We start from the raw sequence: 20189 nt of genomic DNA on the forward strand, positions 1-20189 counted from the left end.
TGGTAGCGCACTTGGTTTGGGTCCAAGGGGTCGCAGGTTCAAATCCTGCATCGCCGACCACTTTAAAGTAAGAATAGCAACATGAAGATGTTCGTATGCGCCCTTAGCTCAGCTGGATAGAGCAACGCCCTTCTAAGGCGTCGGTCGAAGGTTCGAATCCTTCAGGGTGCGCCATTCTTATTTTAGTCCCTATGTAGTGGCGGCTGTAGCTCAGTTGGTAGAGCCCTGGATTGTGATTCCGGTTGTCGTGGGTTCAAGTCCCATCAGTCGCCCCATCTACATACTCGTCGGCGATTAGCGCAGTTTGGTAGCGCACTTGGTTTGGGTCCAAGGGGTCGCAGGTTCAAATCCTGCATCGCCGACCACTTCTTCAAAGAACACATTTTATCTGCATCGGCGATTAGCGCAGTTTGGTAGCGCACTTGGTTTGGGTCCAAGGGGTCGCAGGTTCAAATCCTGCATCGCCGACCATCTCCTTATTTTTCAAGTAATCTAAAACCATCAATTAATTAACTAACTTTTAACCATTCAAGCCTTAATTCTTCATAAATTTATCCTGATTGCTCGACTAAACGGTTTTATAGGTTATAATGCCGCGTCTATTGTTTAACATAGCGCCCGTGAAGGGCAGGCAACAAGAACAACACATGCAATTAGTGCTCAAAACGGACTTCCGTTGATAGGCTGATTACGGCATGATGTGCAACTTGTTTGTAAGGAAGGCGCGTTGTCGCCAAAATTGAAGATTGAGGTAAATCATGCAAGTTTCTGTTGAGACGACTCAAGGCCTTGAGCGCCGTCTGACTATCACCGTTCCTGCAGAGAACGTTGAGACTGAAGTTAAAAAACGCTTACAACAACTGTCTAGAACTCAGCGTATAGATGGTTTCCGTGTTGGTAAAGTTCCAGTGTCTGTTATCGCAAAACGTTTCGGTGCTGCTGTTCGTCAGGAAGTAGCGGGCGAATTAATGCAACGCAATTACATTGAAGCGATTGTAGCTGAGAAAATTAACCCTGCAGGTGCGCCTTCTTTTGCACCAAAATCTTTGGAAGCAGGTAAAGATTTAGAATTTGATGCAACTTTTGAAGTATATCCAGAAGTTGAATTAAAAGACCTTGATAAAATCACTGTTGAAAAGCCAGTTGTAGAAGTAACTGATGAAGATCTAGCAAACATGCTAGAAACGCTTCGCAAGCAACACGCTACTTGGGTAGAAAGTGATGCAGCAGCAGGTGAAAAAGACAGAGTTACTATCGATTTCGTTGGTACTGTTGACGGTGAAGAGTTTGAAGGCGGTAAAGCAGAAGACTTCCCTCTAGAGCTTGGCCAAGGCCGTATGATCCCTGGTTTTGAAGAAGGTATCGTAGGCAAAAAAGCTGGCGAAGAAGTAGTCGCTGATGTTACTTTCCCTGAAGAATACCACGCAGAAAACCTAAAAGGTAAGCCTGCGCAATTCACTATCACAGTGAAGAAAGTTGAGGTTCAAGAACTTCCTGAGCTAAATGACGAATTCGCAACTAAGTTCGGTGTTGCTGAAGGTGGCGTTGAAGGTCTTAAAGAAGAAGTTAAAAAGAACATGACGCGTGAGCTAACTCAAGCAGTTAAAGCAAACGTGAAAGACCAAGCAATCAAAGGCCTTTTAGAGCATAACGAAACTGATGTTCCTAAAGCGCTAATCGATCAAGAAATCGATGCATTACGTCAACAAGCTGCGCAACGTTTTGGCGGCAACGCACAAAATATGCCAGAGCTTCCTGCTGAGCTATTCCACGAGCAAGCGGTAACACGTGTTAAGACGGGTCTACTACTTGGTGAAGTGATCAAAGCAAACGACATTAAAGTTGACGAAGCGAAAGTTGATGAGCTAATCGAAACTGTAGCGTCTGCATATGAAGATCCAACTGAAGTAGTTGCTTATTACAAGAGCAATGAACAAATGATGCAGCAAATGCGTAACGTAGCAATGGAAGAGCAAGCAGTTGAAGCTATTTTAGCTGCTGCAAGCGTTTCTGATGTTGCTAAAGCATTTGACGAAATCATGAATCCGAAGCAAGGTGCATAATAAGTCATTGACTTAAAGCTAAGCTAACGATTTAATGGCTCGAGATGTTCTACAATGGTTTGTAGTCTATCCGAGCCATTTTTATTTGTAGGCACAAAATACCAACTAAACGCAGCTCCTTAAGCACGCTGCGGAGTAAGGAATAAAAATATGAATGACGGTATGATTGATCCCCTAAATGCATTAGTCCCTATGGTTGTTGAACAAACGGCTAAGGGTGAGCGCTCTTTCGATATTTATTCGCGCCTTCTAAAAGAGCGTATTATCTTTTTAACGGGTCAAGTCGAAGACCACATGGCCAACTTGATCGTTGCGCAGTTGCTGTTTTTAGAATCTGAAAGTCCTGAGAAAGATATTTTCCTTTACATTAACTCTCCAGGCGGCTCAGTAACAGCTGGTATGTCTATTTATGACACGATGAACTTTATTAAGCCGGATGTGAGTACAGTGTGTGTTGGTCAAGCTGCGAGTATGGGCGCATTCTTATTATCAGGCGGCGCCAAAGGTAAACGTTACTGTCTACCTAATTCAAGAGTTATGATCCATCAGCCTTTAGGTGGTTTCCAAGGGCAGGCTTCAGATTTTGAAATTCATGCTAAAGAAATCTTATCGATCAAAGAAAAGCTCAATCGCTTAATGGCAGACCATACAGGTCAACCGTATGATATTGTTTCACGCGATACCGACAGAGACAACTTTATGAGTGCTCAGGATGCAGTTGAATACGGTCTCGTAGATGCCGTTCATACGCGCCGAGAAATCAAGTAATTCTTACAGGTGAGGTCAGAAACCTCATCCTGCAACTATGCTAAAGTGAACTTTATTTGGTATAGTTAAAATCATGTATATGGTTACCGTATTCTTAGGTAACAACGAAAATAAGAGGTAGCTGAATGTCAGATACTCCAACAGACGGCGACAAAAGTAATAAGCTCTTGTACTGCTCTTTTTGTGGTAAGAGCCAGCACGAAGTACGCAAGTTAATTGCCGGCCCTTCGGTATATATTTGCGATGAGTGCGTCGAACTGTGTAACGACATTATTAGGGAAGAGATCAAGGACATTGCACCCAGACATGATACGGGTGACAAACTTCCTGTTCCGAAAGAGATTAGAAATCACTTGGATGATTATGTTATCGGTCAGGAACATGCTAAAAAGGTGTTGTCTGTAGCGGTATACAATCATTACAAAAGGCTACGTAGCCAAGGCTCAAAAAATGATGTTGAGCTGAGCAAGAGTAATATTTTGCTAATTGGTCCTACTGGTAGTGGTAAAACACTGCTTGCAGAAACCCTAGCAAGATTGCTTGATGTGCCATTTACTATGGCAGATGCAACGACCTTGACTGAAGCAGGTTATGTTGGCGAAGATGTTGAAAATATTATTCAAAAGCTTCTGCAAAAATGTGATTACGACGTAGAAAAAGCCCAACGTGGTATTGTATACATCGATGAGATTGACAAGATTTCTCGTAAATCTGATAACCCGTCGATTACGCGTGATGTATCTGGTGAAGGGGTACAGCAAGCTTTACTTAAATTGATTGAAGGTACTGTTGCTTCGGTTCCACCACAAGGTGGGCGTAAACATCCTCAGCAGGAGTTTCTTCAGGTCGATACGTCAAAGATTCTGTTCATTTGTGGTGGGGCATTTGCGGGTCTGGATAAAGTTATTGAGCAGCGCAGCCAGAAAAATACCGGTATCGGATTTGGAGCAAATGTTAAGTCATCAGATGCTTCGCGTTCTTTGAGTGAAACGTTTAAAGATGTTGAGCCAGAAGACTTAGTAAAATATGGTCTGATCCCTGAGTTTATTGGCCGCTTGCCTGTAGTAGCAACGTTAACAGAACTTGATGAAGATGCTTTAATCCAAATCTTAAATGAACCAAAGAATGCATTAACAAAGCAATTTGCAGCATTGTTTAAGATGGAAGATGTTGAATTAGAGTTCCGCGAAGATGCATTAAAAGCAATTGCTCACAAAGCGATGGAGCGAAAAACCGGTGCACGTGGTCTTCGTTCAATCGTTGAAGGGGTGTTACTTGATACAATGTACGAGTTACCCTCGATTGACAACGTCAGTAAAGTGGTTGTGGATGAGACTGTAATTAAAGGCGAATCTGATCCTATTCTAATTTATGAAAATAGCCCTCAGGACAAAGCTGTATCTGAGTAAGCTTTTGAATAGTGTAAAAAGGAGCCAATGGCTCCTTTTTTTATCAACGAGTTGAACTTTTTAATCACTATCCCCATATAGACCGATATAAATAAAAATTAACGAAGTGTGAAGAGAATAACATGACGCTTGAGAGAACGGATCGAGTTGAAATTCCAGTGTTGGCACTGCGCGATGTCGTCGTATATCCACACATGGTGATCCCGCTTTTTGTAGGTCGAGAAAAATCGATAAAATGCCTAGAAGCGGCGATGGAAAATGACAAACAAATCTTTTTAGTTGCGCAAAAAGACGCAACAGTTGATGACCCTAAAACTGATGAAATATACGATGTCGGTACAATTGCAACGGTATTACAGTTGCTCAAGTTGCCTGATGGCACAGTTAAAGTACTCGTTGAAGGTACTCAGCGTGCAAAAATCGAAGAATTTTTGGTAACTGACGATTATTTCTTAGCGCAGGCACAGTTCCTTGAGTCTCAAGATATCGAAGAACAAGAACAAGATATATTTATTCGCAGTGCGGTGAGTCAGTTTGAAGGCTACGTAAAGCTGAATAAAAAAATACCGCCTGAAGTGTTAACGTCGGTGTCAGGTATCGATGAGGCTTCTCGTCTAGCTGATACGATGGCCGCTCATATGCCTATCAAAGTACCTGAAAAGCAAAAAGTATTAGAGCTTAGCAGCGTAACCGAGCGCTTAGAGTACCTAATGGCGCTTATGGAAGGTGAGATAGATCTGCTTCAAGTTGAGAAAAAAATCCGTTCGCGAGTAAAGAAGCAAATGGAAAAGTCTCAGCGTGAGTATTATTTGAATGAGCAAATGAAAGCCATTCAAAAAGAGCTTGGCGAATTAGATGATGTGCCAGATGAATTCGAAGCTTTGAAAATGCGCATTAGCGAAGCACACATGCCAAAAGAAGCTGAAGAAAAGGCGCTGTCAGAACTTAATAAGCTAAAAATGATGTCGCCGATGTCAGCTGAAGCTACTGTGGTTCGTTCGTACATAGACACAATGATAGGCGTACCTTGGAAGAAGCGCTCTAAAGTTAAAAAAGACTTAGCTGGCGCGCAAAAAATATTAGATGCAGACCACTATGGTCTAGAAAAGGTTAAAGATAGAATCATTGAGTATCTTGCCGTTCAGCAACGGACCAACAAACTTAAAGGGCCTATTCTATGTTTAGTCGGGCCCCCTGGTGTAGGTAAAACAAGTTTGGGTCAATCGATAGCCCGCTCAACGGGTCGTAAATATGTTCGTATGGCGCTTGGTGGTGTTCGTGATGAAGCTGAAATTCGTGGTCACAGACGTACTTATATCGGCTCAATGCCGGGTAAGTTAATTCAAAGCATGAGCAAGGTGGGTGTAAAGAATCCATTATTCTTGCTAGATGAGATTGATAAAATGTCATCAGATATGCGCGGAGACCCAGCGTCAGCCTTACTCGAAGTGCTCGACCCAGAGCAAAATAGCACTTTTGCTGATCACTACCTAGAAGTGGATTACGACTTGTCGGACGTTATGTTCGTAGCGACTTCCAATAGTTTCAATATTCCAGGACCACTACTTGATCGTATGGAAGTTATACGTCTGTCTGGGTACACAGAAGATGAAAAACTCAATATTTCTAAGCAGCATTTGATCCCGAAACAAATCAAGCGTAATGGATTGAAAGAAGAAGAAGTAGTGATTGAAGATAGCGCTATTATTGGCATTATTCGTTATTACACTCGTGAGGCTGGGGTTCGTAACTTAGAACGTGAAATTTCTAAATTGTGCCGCAAAGCTGTAAAGAATATTTTGTTAGATAAAGGCATTAAGCAGGTTGTTATCAATCAAGACAATCTTGAGTCATTCCTTGGCGTACAGCGTTTTGATTACGGTAAAGCAGAAGACGGTGATCGAATTGGTCAAGTGACGGGCCTTGCATGGACGGAAGTCGGTGGTGACTTACTAACAATTGAATGTGCGGCAGTGCCAGGAAAGGGTAAGTTGACGCATACAGGTTCGCTTGGTGACGTAATGCAGGAGTCGATACAGGCAGCGATGACTGTGGTACGAAATCGTGCTGACAAGTTACGTATCAATAGCGACTTTTACGAAAAACGTGATATCCACGTACACGTACCAGAAGGTGCTACGCCAAAAGATGGTCCAAGTGCAGGTATTGCAATGGTAACGGCATTGGTATCGAGCTTGACAGGTAACCCTGTTCGTTCAGATGTAGCCATGACCGGTGAAATTACCCTAAGAGGTGAAGTGTTGCCAATTGGTGGGTTGAAAGAAAAACTTCTGGCTGCGCATCGCGGCGGTATTAAAACTGTAGTGATCCCAAAAATTAATGAAAGGGATCTAAAAGAGATACCACAGAACGTACTAGAAGGGTTGGATATTCACCCCGTTACTTGGATTGATGAGGTGTTATCATTGGCTTTAGCTAATCCAATAGAGAGTTTTGCCGTACAAAGCGGTAAAAATGAAGAAAAAGTCTAAAAAAGTGCATGAAAGGGCTTTTCAAATTGAAAAGGTATGTTAACTTAAGCACTGGTTTCAAGCCTAGCCCTTATGTAGCCTAGGCTTGATAAAGATTTCCGAATTAGAGAGTCGCTGTGATGTCTCTAAATTAACAAGCAAAAGTGGTATTCTTTCATATAGTCAGACCACTTTTGATAATAACAATGTAAGAGGATGATATTGTGAATAAATCTCAATTAATCGATCAAATCGCAGCTGATGCTGATATTTCTAAAGCGGCTGCTGGTCGTGCTCTAGATTCATTCATCGAGTCAGTAACTGGTGCCCTAAAAGACGGCGACTCAGTAGCACTTGTTGGTTTTGGTACGTTTTCAGTACGTGAGCGTGCAGCTCGTTCTGGCCGTAATCCACAAACTGGCGAAACAATTCAGATTGCTGCAGCTAACATCCCATCTTTTAAAGCGGGTAAAGCATTAAAAGACGCTGTTAACTAATCCACTCAGGGATTGCAAACGCGGCTTTACGTAGCTTCACAACTTTTAAATTGTAAAAGCCGTGAACAGCTTCAAGAAAAAAAGCGTATCTGATAAGATACGCTTTTTTTACATTAGCGATGAACTTCAAAGCGCAGTATGTGCTTTGGCTTAGATAAGAGAAGAACAAATGCTTGAAAAGATCAGAGAGGGGTCTCAAGGCCCAGCAGCCAAAATTATACTTGGCGTAGTCATCTTGTCTTTTGCGTTAGCAGGGATTGGTGGTTACCTAGGTCAAACCACAGAGCAACCTGTAGCAGAGGTCAATGGCACAAAAATTAGTCAAACTGAGTTTGCTCGTGCGTATCAAAATGAAAGAGCAAGGCTTGAGCAACAATTTGGTGAGTATTTCACACAAATTTCGGCAGACCCAGCTTACATGGCACGTATTCGTGAAGGTGTAGTGGACAGACTGATACAGCAAGAATTACAAAATCAACTAGCACTAGAGTTGGGTCTTCGCGTCAGCGATGAGCAAGTAAAAAATGCGATTTTAGAAATGTCGTATTTTCAACTAGGTGGTCAATTTAGCAATGATCGCTATTTGCAGCTTATTCGTCAGATGAATTTCCAGCCAGATACTTTCCGTGAGTATTTACGTGAAGAAATGACGAGAAACCAGTTAGTGACTGCTGTGGCTGGGTCGGATTTCATGCTGCCTTCGGAACTGAAAAGTGCGGTTGCTTTACAGCAGCAAACACGTGATTTGGACTATTTAGTATTAAATAAAGAAAAGCTTGCCGACAAAGTTGAAGTTTCAGAGCAAGAAATCAAAGATTATTATCAACTCAATCAGAGCCAGTTCCAATCACCTGAGCGTGTGGCTGTACAATACTTAGAATTAAAAGCAAGTGACATCGCGCCTGGGAAAGAAATTTCTGAGCAAGACGTACTGGCTTACTATGAAGAAAGTAAAAATCAGTACACAGCACCAGAGAAGCGCAGAGTATCTCACATTTTGGTGGAAGGCAGTGTTGATGACGCAGAAGTTCAGCAACGCGCACAAGCAATATTGGATGAGCTAAAAAGCGGTGCTGATTTTGCGCAGCTTGCTCAAGAAAAGTCTGATGATATCGTAAGTGCAGAGTTAGGCGGCGACCTAGATTGGATCGAACGCGAAATGATGGACCCAGAGTTTGAAGCTGCTGCATTCTCACTCGAGAATGTTGGTGATATCACAGATGTGGTTGCGTCAGAGTTCGGTCTGCACGTGATTAAGTTAACGGATATTCAGCGTCAGCAAGTTAAGCCTTTTGAAGATGTAAAAGAAGAGCTGCGCGCAGAGCTTGAAAGAGCAGAAAAAATAGATGCATTCTATCAGAAGCAAACAGAAGTAGCAGAGCTTGCGTTTGAAGTTGCTGATAGTCTTCAAGATGCAGCAATTGCTGCTGGCGTAGAATTGAAAACAACTGACTTGCTTGCACGTAATATGTTGCCAGAGCCGTTAAACACACTAGCTGTGAGTAGCGCTATTTTTACACCTGAGCTGCTCGAAGACCGTGTAAACTCAGAAGTGTTAGAGGTGGGTAGCGAGCATATAGTAGTTGTGAGAGTTAAAGATTATACGGCTGCTGCTGCTAAACCACTTGAGGAAGTAAGTGCTCAGATAAAAACTAGGTTGATAAATGAAAAAGCATCTTCATTAATCAAAGAGCATACTCAAACTTTGTTCGCACAGTTGCAAGATGGTAAGTTACTCGAAGAAATTGCTTCTGGCGAAGAGCTAGAGGTGCAATCAGATGAGGCGCTAACTCGTCAGTCTTACAGCGTTTCGCCTGCGATCGTCAGTAAAGCATTCCAGCTACCACATCCACTGGAAGGTCAGCCTCAGTTCGCTATGGTTGAGTTAAATAATGGTGATGCGGCATTGCTTAAGCTTAATGCGGTGAAGACTCCTGAAGTGGGGAATGATATTGACGCGCAGCAAAAGCAAAGTATTACGATGACGCAAATCAACCGAAACTACAATGCATTAGTGGACGCACTTGAGGCGCAAGCTGAAGTAAAACGTCCTAAAATTAACGTAGCAGAAGAAAATTAATCTTCAGAATATGAAAAAGGCGCCCATTGGCGCCTTTTTATTTTCTTAGTAAGTTCACTCTTATCTTACCTCAGAAGCCAATTTTAGTAGATGAGCGCTAAAGCTAAGACCTTTTCGCTTAGCATCGGTCAGATTAACTCTAAAACTTAAGTTATTCGCATCCGCAATCAAACCAATCATAGCTCCTTGGCGAAATCCTTCACTTGTGTCTGCAACAACCAGTATTGGGGATTGTTCTATTTGGCTTAGCCAATATTTTGTTTGTTGACGGTTCTGTTGGCTTAAAAATAACACATCACATTGCTTTACTCGGTCATTGTCAGGTAGCTCAAGAGCAGTACTAGTTTGTTGCAGATTCTGAGCATGGAGTAGTGCCGAGACGGCTTTGAATAATTCGTGATTGCCAACCACACAAAAGTTTAATGAATGTGGGGGAGGTGGCGGCCATTTACTAAATTGACTAAAGCGATATAAGAAAGCGGCTTTGAGCTCGTTTTCAGAGAGGTTTTGTCCATAACTAGGTAAAATAGACAAAAGTAAGAATAAACATAAGCAGACTTTTATCATTGTCCCCAACTCCAATTGACGGATAAATGAACTTGTCGCCGCTGCTGCACATAGGGGATCAGGCTATCATCAACAACCTCAGTAATTTCTTTATCTGTGAAATTACGTATCCCTAAAGCTATAGAGGTGGTATCGGAAGGTTGCCAGCTAATATTTACATCATGAGTTGCAAAGCTTGGTAGTGTTTCGTAAAGCACCCTACGCTCACTGACTATATGGGAGTTAATGCTAAATAGCACATCAGGTGACCCTAACGGTGCACTAAAACGGATCTGACCTATAAACTCAGGTGAGTTTGCTACTTTTATGCCTCCACTAAACTCAGACTTTTGAAAGGCAGTGCTTGCAACCAAAGAAACCCCGTTAGACCAACGTTTATCAACACCAATCTCTAAGCCCTTACTTTTTAGCGGAATGGTATTAACGTATATGGGGGCTAAAATAGCCTGGCTAATTAAGTTCTCTACTTTTGCCTGATATACAGAGATAAATGTAGATAATGATGGGGACCAATTTTGTACAAGGCTGGCTTCATAGTAATGAATTGATTCATTCTTTGGTATGGGTATGTCAAACGATGTATTGGTAAAATGTTCCAAGAAGTTAGCAACTCTAAATGCCCGGCTATGGCGTAGTAGTAGTTTATGCTGGGGTGTCCAACTGTACTTCAAGGTATAGCTAGGTGACCAACGTGATGTGCTGGAATCTGAGTCATCATAGCGAAGTGCCCATTGAAGTTGCAGCTTGTCATTCAATCGCCAGAGATCTTGTATATAAAGGCCATATCTAGATTCATCACCGAGGAATTTATGCTCCGTAGGCTCTGGAATAAGATACTGTGCTGTGAAATTTTGCCTATGGTCCCGCTGATAATCAAACCCGAGCATCAACTCGTGATCAGGCAACCCGAGGAAAATAAGGCGACTGTCTAAATTGCTCCAGCGCCCTGAGCTAATGCGTTGCTCATGTGACAGTGCTCCGTTTGCTAGAACTACAGGCAGTCTGCGAGTAAAGTCATTGCCATGCGTTGATGCATGTAAATACAGCTCTATATCATCAGATAACCTTTCATCAAAGGTCACACTGAGTAAATATGCCTCGTTGTCTATTTCTGCATTAAGAGGGCGAACATTTGGGTCAAACGCAAATAAGTCAGGATAGTGCCGTTTGCGCTTAGAACCCGCGGCTTGAACTTTGAAGCCTCCATATTGATGATTAAGCATAAGCCGTGTACTTTTTTCTTCATTTAAATGCTGCCATTTTATTAATAGGGGAGGGACATTAATAAGTGGATATCGAATGTTATCCAATTTAGTTTGGCTCAATGAAAGCCAACTATCAGAGCCTGAATTTGCGCGTATTCCTCCAGTTATTCTTGCGTGCTTAGCTTTGTTGTTAGCTACGGAGAGTGAAGCATTAATGCCACGTAATTTGGAGGATGTTTTTGTAACAATGTTAATAACGCCGAGCAAAGCACTATTGCCATACAGAGCTGCTGAAGCTCCAGGTGTGTATTCCACGCGCTCTATTAGCTCAACATCAACAAAAAATTCATGTCCAACCAATCCTGCATCAAGCAAGTTCTCATTAATACGAGTGCCGTCCAGCATGAATAGAAATCGGGAGTTGAAATCACCTGGGCGACCAATTCCTCTTGCACCGATAAAAGTAAAAGAACTATCGTCTCGGGTCGTAATGCCCACAAACTGGGCTAAAATATCGCCAAGAGAGCGCAAGTTAAACTGCTTTATATCTCTATCGTTAATGACGTGTGTGACCGCCATACTATCGCTACTAGAGCGTGCTACGCGAGAAGCCGCAGAAATTTCGGTATTGACTGGCAATTGATGTAATTGCTGATTTAGTAAGCCTTCAAGGTCAGGAAGTACCTTGCTACTAGTTTCATTCTGAGGCTCGTTGGTTTTATCGGATGTTGTGCTTTGTGTTGCACTGACAGGAAACCAAGCAAGCAACAAAAGTAATAGTGCCTTATTCATGCTGAGGCCTTCTTGCTGTATACCTGAAAGTTATTTTTACCAGCACGCTTGGCCGCATACATAGCATCATCAGCACAGTTGAGCAGTTCCATCGGTGAGCTGGTATCAAGTGGGGTATACGCTAATCCAATGCTGATACCAATGGGCATAATCGTATTTTTTATTACGATTGGTCTATTTATACTAGTAACGATACGTCCAGCGAGTCGCTCAGCGTTGTCGGTAGACTCAATATTAGGTAGTAAGAGTGCAAACTCGTCACCACCGAGGCGACATAATAAATCATCGCTGCGTATTATGGCGCTGATCCGGTTGCCCACTTCTATCAGGGTGTCATCGCCCGCATCATGGCCAAAATTGTCATTAACGAATTTAAAGTTATCTAAATCAATAAACATTAAGCAGCTTAGAGAGGTCGAGTCGCTTGACCCATTAGTAATTTCTTTGAGCATAGTATTGAGAGCCAAGCGGTTGGGTAGGTTAGTGAGCGGATCGGTTTTGACCATTTGTTTGAGTTGCAGCCCTTGTAATTGCTCTTGCTCAAGTTGTTGGCGCAATTCAGCTTGGGAAATATCAACACGTTTTAACAGCTCATTGAAGCTACGTGTCAAAATGCCAATCTCATCGTTGCGGACTACTTTGGCACGCAATTGGAAATCATGCTCTTTTGATACTTTTTGCGCCAATTCAGATAGTGATAATAAGGGTCTTAGTGCGGTGCGTTGCACGCGAGATAGTAGCAAAGCAGATATAGTAAACAAAACCCCAATGAGTATCGCGAGCATTAAAATGAGTCTTATAAACCAATACAGCATGTTGGTAAGGTCAATCACCATGATTAGATCGCCTTCAACATTCCCTTTGAAAGAAACAGGGTGATATAGCATCATTTTAACGCCTGAATAAATTATGTATGGCTGCTCTACACTTTGCTTGTAGATTTCAGAGGGAGGAATAAAACTAGGCGCGTTGTATTCGCTAAAAACATCTCCGTTAGTGTTACGTAAAGCGATAAAAAGCACATCCTTCTGCGCGCCTACCAAAGCCAATTCACGTTCAGCTGTGTCTACATCATCAAATACCAGCATAGGTACAATATTGTGAGCGAGTTGGGCAAGGTTCACCTGTGCCGTCTCGGCGTGACGATCTCTTACAACAAACCACAGCAACATCGTCGTTAAGGTGAATACCAATATCATACTCGCTGCCATTACGGACATGTTAAGTTGGGTTAACCTTCTAACGAGAGACATGGTAGGGAATTGTTCGCTCAATCGTACCTCACAAATCAAATCGTTGTATTGTCTTAACAAATATAGATTAGAGTTCTTTAAATGGCAGTAAAATAGCTGCGATTAACTGATATTTTATTGAATTTTTCTCAATTGAGAATGGTTTTCAAAAACTAATGGATAGAGTGATGGGTTAGCGGGATGCGAGAGTGCTAGTTTGGATTATTGTATTTTAAACTTTGCAGTTGCTTTTGTAATTGAGCAACTGCAAAGACGATTATGCGATGTGAATGCTAGGTTTGTGCATCGCGGCGAAGATTTGATAATTCATCTATCAACTCTAGCAACTCTGGTTCAAACTGTTCGATGGGCTGAGATTGCTTCAGTGCGGTTTCTAACACTTCAGCTAAGCTTTTGAGTTTAGGTACTCCGGTGTAACAACAGGCACCATGAAATTTGTGAATTGCACTCAGTAGAGTTTCTGTATCCTGTTGTTCGTAAGCAGCTTCTATTGTTTCCAGCAGCGCAGTTAAACCATCTAACAACATGTTTAACATCTCTAGTGCAAGATCAGGTTTACCTCCTGCGTGCTGCAAGGCAAGTTGCCAATCTAGCAAAGGACTTTCAAATGGAGCGACACTATGTTCATTGACTACTTTGCTCTTGTGTTTACTAATTGGCGAGCTTGAGCTGTAGTCGCTAATCGTTTGTCGTAACATATCTTCATCGATAGGTTTGGTTAAATAGCCTTTAAAGCCATCCTTTAATAGTTGTTCTTTTTCACCAGACAATGCGTGGGCAGTAACCGCTATAATTGGGGTATCTTCATTTAATGAAGACTCCAAAATTGTTTTGCAAGCGGTGATACCATCCATGATTGGCATTTGTATATCCATAAAGATCAGGTCGTATTTGTGCGTCTTACACAAGCCAACCGCTTGGGCACCATTGTGAGCGGTGTCAATTAACTCCACTTGTTCTTCAAGTAGTGTAGATAGCAGTTTTAAGTTGGCATCATTGTCATCAGCAATGAGGACTTTCATGGGGAGTATCTGCGTATCACTTTCTTCGATGGCAATACTTGGATGATCAAGACGGTAAGGCGCTGCTAATACCTCACATAACTTACGGTGGTTGAGTGGTTTACTCAAGCAGGCATCTGCGCCGCTGCCAATGAGAGACTCTCGCATGTTGTGAGAGATGGTATTAAGCATCAAATAAAGGTAATCCGCTGTGCCACGGGCTTTAGTGATATAGCTTTTCACTAGTTGCATATGTTCAACACTTGCCATATTGCCAATGAGGCAGATATCGAAGCTAAATTCTTTTTCCAATGCGGCAAAAAATGACTGTTCATCCTCACATGACGTGATTTGCATATCCCATTCTTCTAGTTGAGAGACCACTGAGGAATGGGTATGATTTTGAGGCTCAAAATATAGGATCCGCTTATTGGCTAAAGAACTGTTGGGTAAGTCATCATTGTAAATACGATTGGGAAGTTCAAAAATTGCATTAAAAGTAAAGCAAGTGCCGTTACCAGGTGCTGAGTTAAGGGTGATCCTGCCTTTCATAGCTTCAACAATATGTTTGGTGATGATCAAGCCAAGACCCGTTCCACCAAATTTGCGGGTAATACTTGAGTCGGCTTGCGCGAACGGAGTAAACAGCGCATCTTGTTTGTCCATAGCAATACCAACGCCTGTATCGCTGACAGACACAAGCAGGGACGCATGAGAATCATCAAGTAACCGGTATGAGACATCCACCTTCACCGACCCTTTTTCTGTAAATTTAATCGCGTTACTGACAAGGTTTATGAGTACTTGTTTAAAGCGAGTTGGGTCACCCACTAGGTTATCAGGTACTTGACGGTTAATCGCGATGGACAACTCGAGATTTTTTTCATGTGCGCTGGGGGCCAGTAATGTCATTACTTCATTGATGGCATCACGTAGCTGAAATTGAATGCTCTCTAAGTCCATTGCACCGGCTTCTAGTTTTGAGAAGTCTAAAATATCGCTGATAATTGTCAGTAGACTGTTTGCTGAGAGCTCTATGGTGTCTAAGTAGTCTTTCTGATGTTTATTCAGTGGGGTTTTATATAGTTGGCGAGTAAAGCCAATAACCCCGTTTAGGGGAGTTCTGAGTTCGTGACTCATCTTGGCAAGAAAGTCTGATTTTACGCGGTTTGCATCCTGAGCTTCTCGTTTGGCAATGTTTAGCTGAATGTTTTGTGTCTCGTACTGCTCTAGGGTTTCTTTATAATCACTGGTGGCTTGATCAATATGCTTTTGCATTTCGTCACGCTGGCTGATCATTTTCTCATTTATTGTGTTAAGACCCTGACGCAAGAGCTCAAATTCTCCTATCATTTCATGTTCAATATCAATGTCTCGTTTGCCCTCGACAAGTTTGTCTGTGGCGAGCAACAGCGCAGATAGTGGTTGAGTGAACATTTTACTGATCCGAAGCGACAAAAATGCAGCAAGGAACAGTGCAAACAGAATAATACTGCTACTCCAAATAAGCGCTTTTTGTTGTGATATCAAAGCCTGATTCTGACTTACTTCGATTGCCAAAATCGCCAGTGTTTTTGGGTGTGTGGTTTGCCAACGGTCTGACTGCTTTGAGAAATGTTTGATGGGTGTGAAGAACACGAAAGAGTCATTGAGTTTGACTAGCTCTGTTTTATGTAACTGAGAGACATCACCAAAGAAATACAGTTGTTCAAATTGTGCGTGATAGTTACTGGTCAATAACAACTGATTGTCTTGATCGAATAACGCGATACTTTTTATCAAAGGTGAGTGCTTGTTGTGTGCGGTACTGATAATTTGATGTAATGCGGCTCTATCTTGCTTTAAGACAGCTTGCTCAGCGGCTATCGCTAGGGGCTCTGAGATACTACTACCTTGTTGGTAGAGAATTTCTTCAAGCTCAACATAACGATTTACTGTAAAATAGCCACCAAGTATTAAGCCGATCAGCACTGTAGGAATTATAGTTAATGCAAGAATACTGTCACGAAGGCTAAGTTTAGTCATGTTGGGCAGTGAGCAAGGTCGTTAATTTTTCAATAGATTATCTAGTTAGGCGCTGATTAGCAATGTTTAAGGGGTAGAGTATGGCGCAGTTTTTTCGTGCTAAGGCATCATCATCTAAAGGCAAAACCATAGAACTTGCCGTTGAGTCGATGGATCACCAAGGGCGCGGAGTAGCCAAACATCAGGGGAAAGTGTGCTTTGTTGATGGCGCTTTGGCCGGTGAGCGCGTGAAAGCGCAAATTCAACAGGATAAATCTAAGCTCATTATTGCGAAAACGATTAAGTTACAGCAAAGCAGTGAGCACCGAGTCAATCCTTTTTGTGAGCATTATAACGAATGTGGCGGTTGTCAGTTGCAGCATTTGGCACACACAGAGCAACTTAATGCGAAACAACAAGCACTCAGTAAACTCTTTGCTAAATTCGCTAAAGCTGAGCAATTACCGTGGCAGGCAAGTATTGAAAGTGAGCCTACACATTACCGCAGAGCTGCTCGTATTGCTTGTTTTTATGACAAGCAAAGTCAACAGTTGAAAGTGGGATTTCGTAGCGCCAAAAGTAAGCATATCGTTGATATAAAAAAGTGTGATGTATTATCGACACCGTTTGCTAATAGTCTTGAGAAGTTAAGAGTTGCGTTAAATAGCAATAAGGTGTATTCGAGTGTCAGTCATGTGCAATTATGCGACGCAGATAACGGTCAATACCTGTTGCTGCGTCATACGAAGCCAATTAATGAGTCACATAAAGAAAAGTTCGCGTCGCTTTTCTCTGAGGATAACTGGCATTTGCTTTGGGACGATGCAAAGCAGCCGATTCATTATGAAGTGTTGCCAAACTACTTAGTAGCTGACTTAGCATTTGAATTCAAACTCAGTAACTTTATTCAGGTTAACAGAGCTGTTAATGAAAAGATGTTACTTCAGGCACAAACTTGGTTGCTGTTAAAAGAAGATGATCAGGTTCTAGACCTTTTTTGCGGAATCGGCAATTTTTCATTATTGATGGCAAAACAGGCAAACAGAGTAATTGGAGTAGAAGGTTCGGAGTCATCGGTTGCAATGGCCAAGCAAAATGCGCACACTAACAAAATCAGCAATGTGCAATTTTTTTGTTCTGACTTAACGACGCCTTTGGCTGGCGCTCAGTGGTTTTGTGATACATTGAATGTTTTGCTACTTGACCCATCACGAACGGGTGCGTATGAAATCTTACAGCAAATGCCACTGCAACAGTTTGAAAAGGTATTGTATGTTTCGTGTGATCCTGTGACTTTAGCCCGTGATAGTGCATTGCTGCTCCAAGCCGGTTTTGAAATACGAAAAATTGGCCTTATGAATATGTTCCCTCACACAGGACATATTGAAACTATGGCGTTGTTCCAAAGGAGGTAATAGGAATGGTTGCAACTCGCCAATCGCATCAGCAACAGCTTCCCGCTGACTTTTCAGCGCGGCTCTCATTATTAGCATTGTCGGATGAGAAACTGACGCGTCTACAACAAGCACATGGTTTGTGCCCCACAGAACCAGCCCCTGAAATGCTCAATAATGCTATCGAAATGGTGGAGATACTAGCAGATCTCAACCTTGATGCTGAGTCTTTAGCAACCGCCTATCTTACCCCGTATTATCTTGCTGGCTTAGTTGATATTGACAAAGTAAAGAGCGAGCTAGGAGAGAGCATTGCATTACTACTGAACGGTGTTGAGCAAATGGCTACCATCAGTACATTAGCTCATCAAGGCAAGGGTAACGTGCAAATCGATAATATTCGTCGCATGTTATTGGCGATGGTAGAAGATGTTCGTGCTGTTGTGATTAAACTTGCCGAGCAGATCTGTCATTTAAGAGCAGTAAAAAATGCGGATGAAGATGAGCGAGTCATAGCGGCTAAAGCTACGGCTAATATTTTTGCACCTTTAGCAAATCGTCTTGGTATAGGCCAGTTGAAATGGGAGCTTGAAGATCTGTCATTTCGTTACTTACACCCAGAGATGTATAAAAAAATTGCCAAGCAGTTAGCCGATAAACGTCTTGACCGTGAGGCCTATATGGAGAATATGGTTTCACTGGTCAGTGACAAGCTAAGCGCTGCAGGCATTAATGCACAAGTATATGGGCGTCCTAAGCACATTTACTCTATCTATAAAAAGATGTCGCAGAAAAACTACGAGTTCGATCAGTTATTTGATATTCGTGCCATGCGTATCGTTGTAGATGAAATTCAGGATTGTTATGCCGCATTAGGCATAGTACATACCAGCTGGCGACATTTACCAAAAGAATTCGATGATTATGTCGCAACACCCAAGCAAAATGGCTATCAGTCCATTCACACCGTGGTGTTTGGTCCCGAAGGAAAAACGGTTGAAATACAGATCCGAACCGAGGAAATGCATCAAGATGCGGAGCTTGGTGTGGCTGCACACTGGATGTATAAAGAAGGTGCGCTACCTGGGCGAGGCTCAGGATATGAGCAAAAAATTAGCTGGCTGCGCAAACTCTTACAGTGGCAAGAAGAAGTGGTTGATGGCAGCGATTTGGCCGATGAGTTAAAAAACCAAGTCGTTGAGGACCGTGTTTATGTGTTTACACCCAAAGGCGATATATTCGATTTACCCTTAGGGGCTACACCATTAGATTTTGCCTACTATATCCATTCTAACGTAGGTCATCGTTGTGTTGGCGCTAAGGTGTTTGGCAAAATTGTGCCTTTTACCTATAAATTGTCGACCGGTGATCAGATTGAAATATTAACCCAAAAGAACGCCTCACCCAGTCGAGATTGGCTGAATCCGTCTTTGGGTTACATCCATTCATCACGCGCGAGAAGCAAAATACATCATTGGTTTAAACAACAAGACAGGGACAAAAATTTACAGGCTGGGAAAGAGATACTCGATGCGCAACTTGCAAAACTGGATTTAACTTACAAGCAGTTAGAACCAGCCATTGAGCGCTTTAACTTCAAAGAAATAGATGACTTAATGGTGGCAATCGGTGCTGGAGATATTCGTCTTAACCAGTTTTTGAATTTTGTGCAGGACAAACCTGAAGAATTACCAAAGTTAAAAATTGGCACGCCTCGTAAAAAACGAGGTGATAAAAATGGCATTGTGGTTGATGGCGTTGGTAGCTTAATGAGTCATGTTGCCAAATGTTGTCAGCCGGTTCCGGGAGATGAAATTGTTGGTTATATTACACAGGGTAGAGGTATTGCAGTGCATAGAACGGATTGTGACGCTTTTGCACATATTTGTGAGCTTCATCCAGAAAGGGAAATTGCAGTAAGTTGGTCAGACGAAATTCAGTCAGCTTATGCGATTACCGTGCGTATTGAGGCGCATGATAGACAAGGACTTATCCGCGATATCAGCTCGGTACTTGCCAATGAAAAAGTGAATGTTCTTAGCATGAATGTGCAAACCAATGATGAAAGGGCGGTTGCTATCTTCGAAATGAAGATAGAAGTTTCTGACTTGTCAGCAATGAATCGCTTGTTGACTAAATTACATCAAATTGAAGGTGTTTTTGAAGCAAAAAGGCAACACTGAAGATAGTGAACGCTTACATTTTTCGGGCTGGTTTTATGATGTCAATGTCAATGTCAATGTCAATGCATGGCCATCCAAAGCCTGACTGGATGGGGTAATATATTGGGAAATATACGCTCAACGTTGAAATAATCATTGAGCGTTTATTCATTACTTAATCTGGACAACAGGATGAACCTTGTTGGATAGGGGGGCATTTCACAGTCCCGTAAGAGCAGTATACACAGCAATCACCTGGCAGCGGTTTAAGTATTACTTTGCAAGACTCACATTCATAAAACCACTGACACGCATTCGTTGGCATTTGCTCAGTTTTAGAATGTCCGCATTTGGGACACGTGATAGTTGAATGTAACTGTATATTTGACATATAGGCTCCCTTAGAGGCTTTACAATACCCAAGACTGAGATGCGTATCATTAAGGTTATGTCAAAATACAATAGATAGGTACTCCAACTATAATTGCTACTATGGTTTTAATACTGATACCAAGCTCCTTAG

The 20189-nt window shown here is 42.2% G+C and carries 13 protein-coding genes and 4 tRNA genes; 12 read left to right on the forward strand and 5 right to left on the reverse strand.

The features are described from left to right. Positions 1–97 precede the first annotated feature (97 nt). The 10 genes from BIW53_RS07785 to ppiD all read left to right on the forward strand — a co-directional run bounded on the left by BIW53_RS07785 (position 98) and on the right by ppiD (position 9288). Positions 98–174, forward strand: a tRNA-Arg gene (locus BIW53_RS07785). A gap of 25 nt (positions 175–199) precedes the next feature. Continuing rightward, a tRNA-His gene (locus tag BIW53_RS07790) sits at positions 200–275 on the forward strand. Between the two features lie 13 nt (positions 276–288). Next, positions 289–365, forward strand: a tRNA-Pro gene (locus tag BIW53_RS07795). A 29-nt stretch (positions 366–394) separates the two neighbouring features. Continuing rightward, positions 395–471 (forward strand) — tRNA-Pro (locus BIW53_RS07800). 287 nt (positions 472–758) lie between these two features. After that, positions 759–2063, forward strand: a complete 1305-nt coding sequence (gene tig / locus BIW53_RS07805; RefSeq protein WP_070991301.1) for a trigger factor — start codon at positions 759–761, stop codon at positions 2061–2063. Positions 2064–2213: 150 nt separating this feature from the next. Beyond that, positions 2214–2831 carry an ATP-dependent Clp endopeptidase proteolytic subunit ClpP gene (clpP, locus tag BIW53_RS07810; protein ID WP_070991302.1) on the forward strand — a complete coding sequence of 206 codons (618 nt, stop codon included), beginning with the start codon at positions 2214–2216 and terminating at the stop codon, positions 2829–2831. 125 nt (positions 2832–2956) lie between these two features. Continuing rightward, positions 2957–4240 (forward strand): ATP-dependent protease ATP-binding subunit ClpX, encoded by a 1284-nt coding sequence (clpX, locus tag BIW53_RS07815; protein WP_070991303.1) that lies wholly within the window; start codon positions 2957–2959, stop codon positions 4238–4240. Positions 4241–4362: 122 nt separating this feature from the next. Further along, positions 4363–6732 (forward strand): endopeptidase La, encoded by a 2370-nt coding sequence (gene lon / locus BIW53_RS07820; protein ID WP_070991304.1) that lies wholly within the window; start codon positions 4363–4365, stop codon positions 6730–6732. Positions 6733–6935: 203 nt separating this feature from the next. Further along, positions 6936–7208, forward strand: a complete 273-nt coding sequence (gene hupB / locus BIW53_RS07825; protein ID WP_010371157.1) for a nucleoid-associated protein HU-beta — start codon at positions 6936–6938, stop codon at positions 7206–7208. Between the two features lie 169 nt (positions 7209–7377). Next, complete coding sequence (gene ppiD / locus BIW53_RS07830; protein ID WP_070991305.1) at positions 7378–9288, forward strand: peptidylprolyl isomerase; 1911 nt, start codon at positions 7378–7380, stop codon at positions 9286–9288. Between the two features lie 60 nt (positions 9289–9348). Here ppiD and BIW53_RS07835 read toward each other — a convergent pair whose 3' ends face one another. The 4 genes from BIW53_RS07835 to barA form a co-directional block, all read right to left on the reverse strand. After that, the gene (locus BIW53_RS07835; RefSeq protein ID WP_070991306.1) at positions 9349–9855 is read right to left on the reverse strand and encodes a YfiR family protein; all 507 of its coding nucleotides are present in this window, start codon (positions 9853–9855) and stop codon (positions 9349–9351) included. Then, complete coding sequence (locus tag BIW53_RS07840) at positions 9852–11852, reverse strand: TonB-dependent receptor plug domain-containing protein (RefSeq protein WP_070991307.1); 2001 nt, start codon at positions 11850–11852, stop codon at positions 9852–9854. Before BIW53_RS07840 ends, BIW53_RS07835 begins: the two co-directional genes overlap by 4 nt. Next, entirely contained in the window at positions 11849–13051 is a 1203-nt protein-coding gene (locus BIW53_RS07845) for a sensor domain-containing diguanylate cyclase (protein WP_175442105.1), read from the reverse strand. Before BIW53_RS07845 ends, BIW53_RS07840 begins: the two co-directional genes overlap by 4 nt. A 326-nt stretch (positions 13052–13377) precedes the next feature. Continuing rightward, a complete protein-coding gene (barA, locus tag BIW53_RS07850; RefSeq protein ID WP_070991309.1) occupies positions 13378–16131 on the reverse strand; it encodes a two-component sensor histidine kinase BarA in 2754 nt (917 codons plus the stop codon). Positions 16132–16211: 80 nt separating this feature from the next. Between barA and rlmD the strand changes: the two genes are divergently transcribed. Together rlmD and relA are read left to right on the forward strand one after the other, a co-directional pair. Next, positions 16212–17525, forward strand: a complete 1314-nt coding sequence (gene rlmD / locus BIW53_RS07855; RefSeq protein WP_070991310.1) for a 23S rRNA (uracil(1939)-C(5))-methyltransferase RlmD — start codon at positions 16212–16214, stop codon at positions 17523–17525. Between the two features lie 5 nt (positions 17526–17530). Then, the gene (gene relA / locus BIW53_RS07860) at positions 17531–19687 is read left to right on the forward strand and encodes a GTP diphosphokinase (RefSeq protein ID WP_070991311.1); all 2157 of its coding nucleotides are present in this window, start codon (positions 17531–17533) and stop codon (positions 19685–19687) included. Between the two features lie 154 nt (positions 19688–19841). Here relA and BIW53_RS21070 read toward each other — a convergent pair whose 3' ends face one another. Next, a complete protein-coding gene (locus tag BIW53_RS21070) occupies positions 19842–20057 on the reverse strand; it encodes a GDCCVxC domain-containing (seleno)protein (RefSeq protein ID WP_084228099.1) in 216 nt (71 codons plus the stop codon). Positions 20058–20189 lie beyond the last annotated feature (132 nt).

Source organism: Pseudoalteromonas byunsanensis, from assembly GCF_001854475.1.
Classification (GTDB): Bacteria; Pseudomonadota; Gammaproteobacteria; order Enterobacterales; family Alteromonadaceae; genus Pseudoalteromonas; species Pseudoalteromonas byunsanensis.

Excerpts from the sequence above, each read along its gene's own strand:
- BIW53_RS21070 (WP_084228099.1), bottom strand. The coding sequence starts at position 20,057 with ATGTCAAATATACAGTTACATTCAACTATCACGTGTCCCAAATGCGGA.
- BIW53_RS07840 (WP_070991307.1), bottom strand. The coding sequence starts at position 11,852 with ATGAATAAGGCACTATTACTTTTGTTGCTTGCTTGGTTTCCTGTCAGT.
- ppiD (WP_070991305.1), top strand. The coding sequence starts at position 7,378 with ATGCTTGAAAAGATCAGAGAGGGGTCTCAAGGCCCAGCAGCCAAAATT.
- clpP (WP_070991302.1), top strand. The coding sequence starts at position 2,214 with ATGAATGACGGTATGATTGATCCCCTAAATGCATTAGTCCCTATGGTT.
- BIW53_RS07845 (WP_175442105.1), bottom strand. The coding sequence starts at position 13,051 with ATGATATTGGTATTCACCTTAACGACGATGTTGCTGTGGTTTGTTGTA.
- lon (WP_070991304.1), top strand. The coding sequence starts at position 4,363 with ATGACGCTTGAGAGAACGGATCGAGTTGAAATTCCAGTGTTGGCACTG.
- rlmD (WP_070991310.1), top strand. The coding sequence starts at position 16,212 with ATGGCGCAGTTTTTTCGTGCTAAGGCATCATCATCTAAAGGCAAAACC.
- clpX (WP_070991303.1), top strand. The coding sequence starts at position 2,957 with ATGTCAGATACTCCAACAGACGGCGACAAAAGTAATAAGCTCTTGTAC.
- barA (WP_070991309.1), bottom strand. The coding sequence starts at position 16,131 with ATGACTAAACTTAGCCTTCGTGACAGTATTCTTGCATTAACTATAATT.
- tig (WP_070991301.1), top strand. The coding sequence starts at position 759 with ATGCAAGTTTCTGTTGAGACGACTCAAGGCCTTGAGCGCCGTCTGACT.
- BIW53_RS07835 (WP_070991306.1), bottom strand. The coding sequence starts at position 9,855 with ATGATAAAAGTCTGCTTATGTTTATTCTTACTTTTGTCTATTTTACCT.
- relA (WP_070991311.1), top strand. The coding sequence starts at position 17,531 with ATGGTTGCAACTCGCCAATCGCATCAGCAACAGCTTCCCGCTGACTTT.